The 5,205-nt window shown below is 57.3% G+C and carries 6 protein-coding genes; all 6 read left to right on the top strand.

Translation table 11 applies throughout. From position 1 onward, the window contains the following. Positions 1-13: 13 nt before the first annotated feature. A complete protein-coding gene (gene fabD / locus AACS18_RS22180; RefSeq protein WP_108613348.1) occupies positions 14-949 on the top strand; it encodes an ACP S-malonyltransferase in 936 nt (311 codons plus the stop codon). Positions 950-962: 13 nt separating this feature from the next. Next, on the top strand, positions 963-1,697 hold the full coding sequence (fabG, locus tag AACS18_RS22185; RefSeq protein ID WP_108613346.1) for a 3-oxoacyl-ACP reductase FabG: 735 nt from the start codon (positions 963-965) through the stop codon (positions 1,695-1,697). A 158-nt stretch (positions 1,698-1,855) separates the two neighbouring features. Beyond that, entirely contained in the window at positions 1,856-2,092 is a 237-nt protein-coding gene (gene acpP, locus AACS18_RS22190) for an acyl carrier protein (RefSeq protein ID WP_005300909.1), read from the top strand. Positions 2,093-2,174: 82 nt separating this feature from the next. Beyond that, the gene (fabF, locus tag AACS18_RS22195) at positions 2,175-3,416 is read left to right on the top strand and encodes a beta-ketoacyl-ACP synthase II (RefSeq protein WP_005333158.1); all 1,242 of its coding nucleotides are present in this window, start codon (positions 2,175-2,177) and stop codon (positions 3,414-3,416) included. 68 nt (positions 3,417-3,484) lie between these two features. Continuing rightward, positions 3,485-4,291 carry an aminodeoxychorismate lyase gene (gene pabC / locus AACS18_RS22200; RefSeq protein WP_108613347.1) on the top strand — a complete coding sequence of 269 codons (807 nt, stop codon included), beginning with the start codon at positions 3,485-3,487 and terminating at the stop codon, positions 4,289-4,291. Then, positions 4,281-5,205: endolytic transglycosylase MltG (gene mltG / locus AACS18_RS22205; RefSeq protein WP_181363356.1), on the top strand; the 925-nt coding region annotated here is incomplete at its 3' end. The genes pabC and mltG, both read left to right, overlap by 11 nt.

The raw sequence follows: 5,205 nt of genomic DNA on the forward strand, positions 1-5,205 counted from the left end.
AAAGGAATCAATGATGACCCAATTTGCCATTGCCTTCCCGGGACAAGGTTCCCAGTCCGTTGGCATGCTGGCCGAGCTGGCCGAGCAACATGCCGTGATCAAGGAGACCTTCGCCGAGGCGAGCCAGGTGCTGGGTTATGACCTGTTTGTCCTGGTGATGGATGGTCCGGTTGAAGATCTGAACAAAACCTGGCGCACCCAGCCGGTGCTGCTGACCGCCTCTGTCGCCCTGTGGCGTCTGTGGCAACAGCAGGGTGGGGCAACGCCCTCTCTGATGGCGGGCCACAGCCTGGGTGAATACTCCGCGCTGGTTTGCAGCGGCGCACTCGATTTTGCCGATGCGGTCAAACTGGTCGAGCTGCGTGGCCTGGCCATGCAGGAAGCGGTACCGGAAGGCACCGGCGCCATGGCTGCCATCATCGGTCTGGACAACGAATCCATCGCCGCCAACTGCGAAAAAGCAGCGCAAGGGCAGGTGGTCTCTCCGGTCAACTTCAACTCTCCGGGCCAGGTGGTTATCGCCGGTCACAAAGAGGCCGTTGAACGTGCCAACGTGCTGATGAAAGAGTCGGGCGCCAAGCGTGCATTGCCGCTGCCGGTCTCCGTGCCGTCTCACTGCGCGCTGATGAAACCTGCCGCAGAAAAACTGGCAGCTGCGCTGGACGGGATCGAGATCAAGGTTCCAACCATCGCGGTCATCAATAATGTCGACGTATCCTGTGAACAGGATCCGGCCGCCATCAAGCAAGCGCTGGTACGTCAGCTGTTCAGCCCGGTTCGTTGGACCGAGACTGTCGAGCGGATGGCCAACGAGGGAGTTACCCTCGAGATCGAGATGGGGCCGGGCAAAGTGTTGACCGGGCTCGCCAAGCGCATCGACAAGCGCGTGGAAGGTATTCACGCCAACGATGCCGCCTCTTTCGAGCAGGCGCTGGCCCAGATCAAGTAAACAGGAGCAAGTGATGAGCTTTACCGATAAGGTTGTGTTGGTGACCGGTGCCAGTCGTGGCATCGGCCGTGCGATTGCCGAAACATTCGTGGCCCGTGGCGCGAAAGTGGTCGGTACGGCGACCAGCAAGAGCGGTGCTGAGGCGATCAGCGCCTATCTGGGCGAGAATGGTTGCGGCATGGCACTGAACGTGACCAGCCAGGAATCCATCGAAGCCGTCTTCGCCGCCATCAAGGCGCGCTTTGGCGACATCGACATCCTGATCAACAACGCGGGGATCACCCGAGACAACCTGTTGATGCGGATGAAAGATGACGAGTGGAACGAGATCATCGATACCAATCTGACTTCGCTTTATCGTCTGAGCAAACCGGTGTTGCGTGCCATGATGAAGAAACGTCACGGTCGCATCATCAGCATTGGCTCCGTGGTGGGAACCATGGGCAATGCCGGTCAGGTCAACTATGCTGCCGCCAAGGCCGGTCTGGTTGGTTTTACCAAATCGTTGGCGCGGGAAGTGGCATCCCGTGGTATCACAGTGAACGCGGTTGCTCCCGGTTTCATCGAAACCGACATGACCCGTGCCCTGAATGACGATCAACGTGCTGGCATCATGAGTCAGGTGCCTGCCGCCCGTTTGGGTGATCCAAAAGAAATTGCCGCAGCTGTGGTATTCTTGGCTTCTGATGAAGCAGCCTATATCACCGGCGAAACCCTGCATGTTAATGGCGGGATGTACATGGTGTAATCAATTTGTCGTGAGATCTGTTCAAATTTGCGATAGTACGCCGAAGTTTGGCACATTTCGTGGTTTGACCAGCGGCAAGCTACTTGCAAACTCACGTCAATTGAATAAACTACCCCAACCAGACGCAAATAGCGTATTTTTAAAGGAAAATTCAGGTCATGAGCAACATCGAAGAACGCGTAAAGAAAATCATCATCGAACAACTGGGTGTTAAAGAGGAAGACGTTAAGAATGCTGCCTCCTTCGTCGACGACCTGGGCGCTGACTCTTTGGATACCGTTGAACTGGTAATGGCGCTGGAAGAAGAATTCGATACCGAAATTCCTGATGAAGAAGCCGAGAAGATCACCACTGTTCAAGCGGCTATCGACTACATCACCGCTAATCAGGAATAAGTTCCTGTTCTGAAAGAAGCGGCCCAAGGGCCGCTTCTTTTGTATTTGTTCCTTTTCAAAACACCTCTCGGAGACTACCTCAGTGTCAAAACGCAGAGTCGTGGTGACCGGCTTGGGGATGCTTTCCCCGGTGGGTAACACTGCCGAATCCAGCTGGCAAGCACTGCTCAACGGGCAGAGCGGCATTTCCCTTATCGAACACTTTGATGCCAGCGAGTTTGCAACCCGCTTCGCAGGTCTGGTCAAGGATTTCGATCCCGAGCAGTACGGTATCAACCGTAAAGACGCTCGCAAGATGGATCTCTTCATTCAATACGGCATCGCGGCCGGTATGCAGGCGCTGGATGATTCCGGCCTGACCATCAATGAAGAGAATGCCGAACGTGTCGGCGTGGCGATTGGCTCCGGTATCGGCGGTCTGGGTCTGATTGAACAGAACCACGAAAGCTTGGTCAACGGCGGCCCGCGCAAGATCAGTCCCTTCTTCGTTCCGTCCACCATCATCAATATGGTGTCCGGTCATCTTTCCATCATGAAAGGTCTGCAAGGGCCGAACATCGCCGTGACTACCGCCTGTACCACAGGTACCCATGCCATCGGTATGGCTGGCCGGATGATCGCTTACGGTGATGCCGATGTGATGGTCGCTGGCGGTGCCGAGAAAGCCTCCACCGCGATGGGGATGGGTGGTTTTGCTGCCGCCAAGGCACTCTCCAACCGTAACGACGAGCCGCAAAAAGCGAGCCGTCCGTGGGATAAAGATCGCGACGGTTTCGTGCTGGGTGACGGTGCCGGTGTACTGGTACTGGAAGAGTACGAACACGCCAAGGCCCGTGGCGCCAAGATCTACGCCGAGCTGGTCGGTTTTGGCATGAGCGGTGACGCGTACCACATGACTGCGCCTCCTGCAGATGGCAACGGTGGCGCCCGCGCCATGAAAAATGCCATCAAGGATGCGGGCATTGCCCCCGAGCAGATTGGTTATATCAACGCGCACGGTACCTCCACCCCGCTGGGTGATGTGGCCGAGCTGCGTGGCATGAAGTCGGTGTTTGGTGAGCACGCCAAATCCCTGATGGTGAGCTCTACCAAGTCCATGACAGGTCACCTGCTTGGCGCCGCCGGTGCCATCGAGGCGATCATCACTGTGTTGGCCCTGCGTGATCAGGTGGCTCCGCCCACCATCAACCTGGACAACCCGGATGAAGAGTGCGATCTGGATCTGGTACCCCATGTGGCTAAGCCAGGCAGCTTCGAGTACGCCCTTTCCAACTCGTTTGGTTTTGGCGGCACCAATGGCTCACTGATCTTCAAACGCGTATAATTTGCCGCAGGGCAAAGACACAGGCCCGATACTGCCGGTATCGGGCCTTTTTTATCGGAGGGATCCCTTTGCTTATCAATGGCATGAAGCTTGATACCATCTCGGCCTATGATCGGGGGCTGGCCTATGGTGACGGTCATTTCACCACCATGGCGGTCAGGGAGGGTCGCGTGTTGCAGTGGCCTGCCCATCTGGCACGGTTGCAGCTGGCCAACAACCGGCTGGGATTGGTTGAACCGGACTGGGATCTCTTGACCCGGGAGGTTGAAGAGATGGTGGCCGACCAGCCACAATGCGTGGCCAAGGTGATCCTGACCCGCGGCGAGGGGGGGCGGGGCTATGACGGCAGCGGATGTCAACACACAACCCGGATTGTCACTCTGGCGCCATTTCCCACTCACTATGGCCAGTGGCAACAGGAGGGGATCGAGATGGTGGTGTGCCGCCAGCGGATCGGTGATGCCCCTATGCTGGCCGGGCTTAAAACCTTGAATCGTCTGGAGCAGGTATTGCTGAAAAGCGAACTTGTCAGCCGAAATGCAGTCGAAGGGATAGTGCTTAACAGTCGTGGTTTTCTCGTTGAAGGGGTCAGTGCCAATCTGTTTTGGCGTCGGGGCAAGACGGTGTTTACGCCCGATCTCGCCCGCGGTGGTGTCGATGGCATCATGCGCCGCCAGGTGATGGCGATGTTGAAACAGATGAGTATTGAGTTGCGTGTGGTAGAGGCTCCGCTGGAGTCACTATGGCAGGCTGAAGAGGTGTGGCTCACCAATACCCTGATGGGGGTCGTGCCGGTCAATGGCATCGAGGATATCCACTATCCCCCAGCGGTATTGAGTCGCCGTTTACAGGAGCGTTTGGTCATTGAAGTTTAATCGGCTTTACACCCTGCTCGCGGGGGCGGCACTGACGGTAGCCGCTGCCGGGGGCTATGTACATTACAAATGGCAACAGGTAGAGACGCTCACCAACAAGGGGCCGACCCGGCTCTTTACGGTGGAGAAGGGCGCCCATGCGGCGCGCCTGATCGCCGAACTGGGTGAGGGGGAAACCAGCCCCTGGGCGGTGCGGCTCTGGCTGCGCAGCCATCCCGAACTGGTGGCCATCAAATCGGGCACCTATGAAATCAAGGAAGGGGCCCCTCTCAAGGAGACCCTTTCCCTGTTCGCATCGGGCAAGGAGTTTCACTTCAGCCTCACCTTCGTCGAAGGTTCCCGTTTCGAGGATTGGCAAAAGCAACTCTCCAGCGCCCCATACCTTGAGCGGTTGACCGTTGAGCAATCCGAAGCCGACCTGGCGCAGGAGCTCGGCATCGAGAATGGCAAGCTGGAGGGTTGGTTCCTGCCGGAAACCTATGCCTATACCACCCATGCCAGCGATCTCTCGATCCTGCGTCGCGCCCATCAGGATATGGAGACTTTCCTGCAGCAGAGCTGGGAGAAACGTCAGGCCAACCTGCCTTACAAGACCCCATACGAGGCGTTGATCATGGCCTCCATCATCGAGAAAGAGACCGGCCAGCCGGACGAGCGGGCGCAGATCGCCTCGGTGTTTGTCAATCGTCTGCGTCTGGGCATGAAGCTGCAAACCGATCCCACCGTCATTTACGGGGTGAAGGATCGCTACGATGGCAACATTCGTCGCAGCGATCTGACCGACAAGAATCCCTACAACACTTATGTGATCGACGGTCTGCCGCCCACGCCCATCGCCATGCCGGGCAAGGCCTCCATCGAAGCAGCGCTCAACCCCAAGTCGACCGACTATCTCTACTTTGTCGCCAAGGGGG

It is taken from the genome of Aeromonas sp. HMWF015 (assembly GCF_963878965.1).
GTDB lineage: Bacteria > Pseudomonadota > Gammaproteobacteria > Enterobacterales > Aeromonadaceae > Aeromonas > Aeromonas veronii.

What these genes read in the sequence shown, in the direction of transcription:
- fabD (WP_108613348.1), top strand. Translation starts at nt 14, where the DNA reads ATGACCCAATTTGCCATTGCCTTCCCGGGACAAGGTTCCCAGTCCGTT.
- fabG (WP_108613346.1), top strand. Translation starts at nt 963, where the DNA reads ATGAGCTTTACCGATAAGGTTGTGTTGGTGACCGGTGCCAGTCGTGGC.
- acpP (WP_005300909.1), top strand. Translation starts at nt 1,856, where the DNA reads ATGAGCAACATCGAAGAACGCGTAAAGAAAATCATCATCGAACAACTG.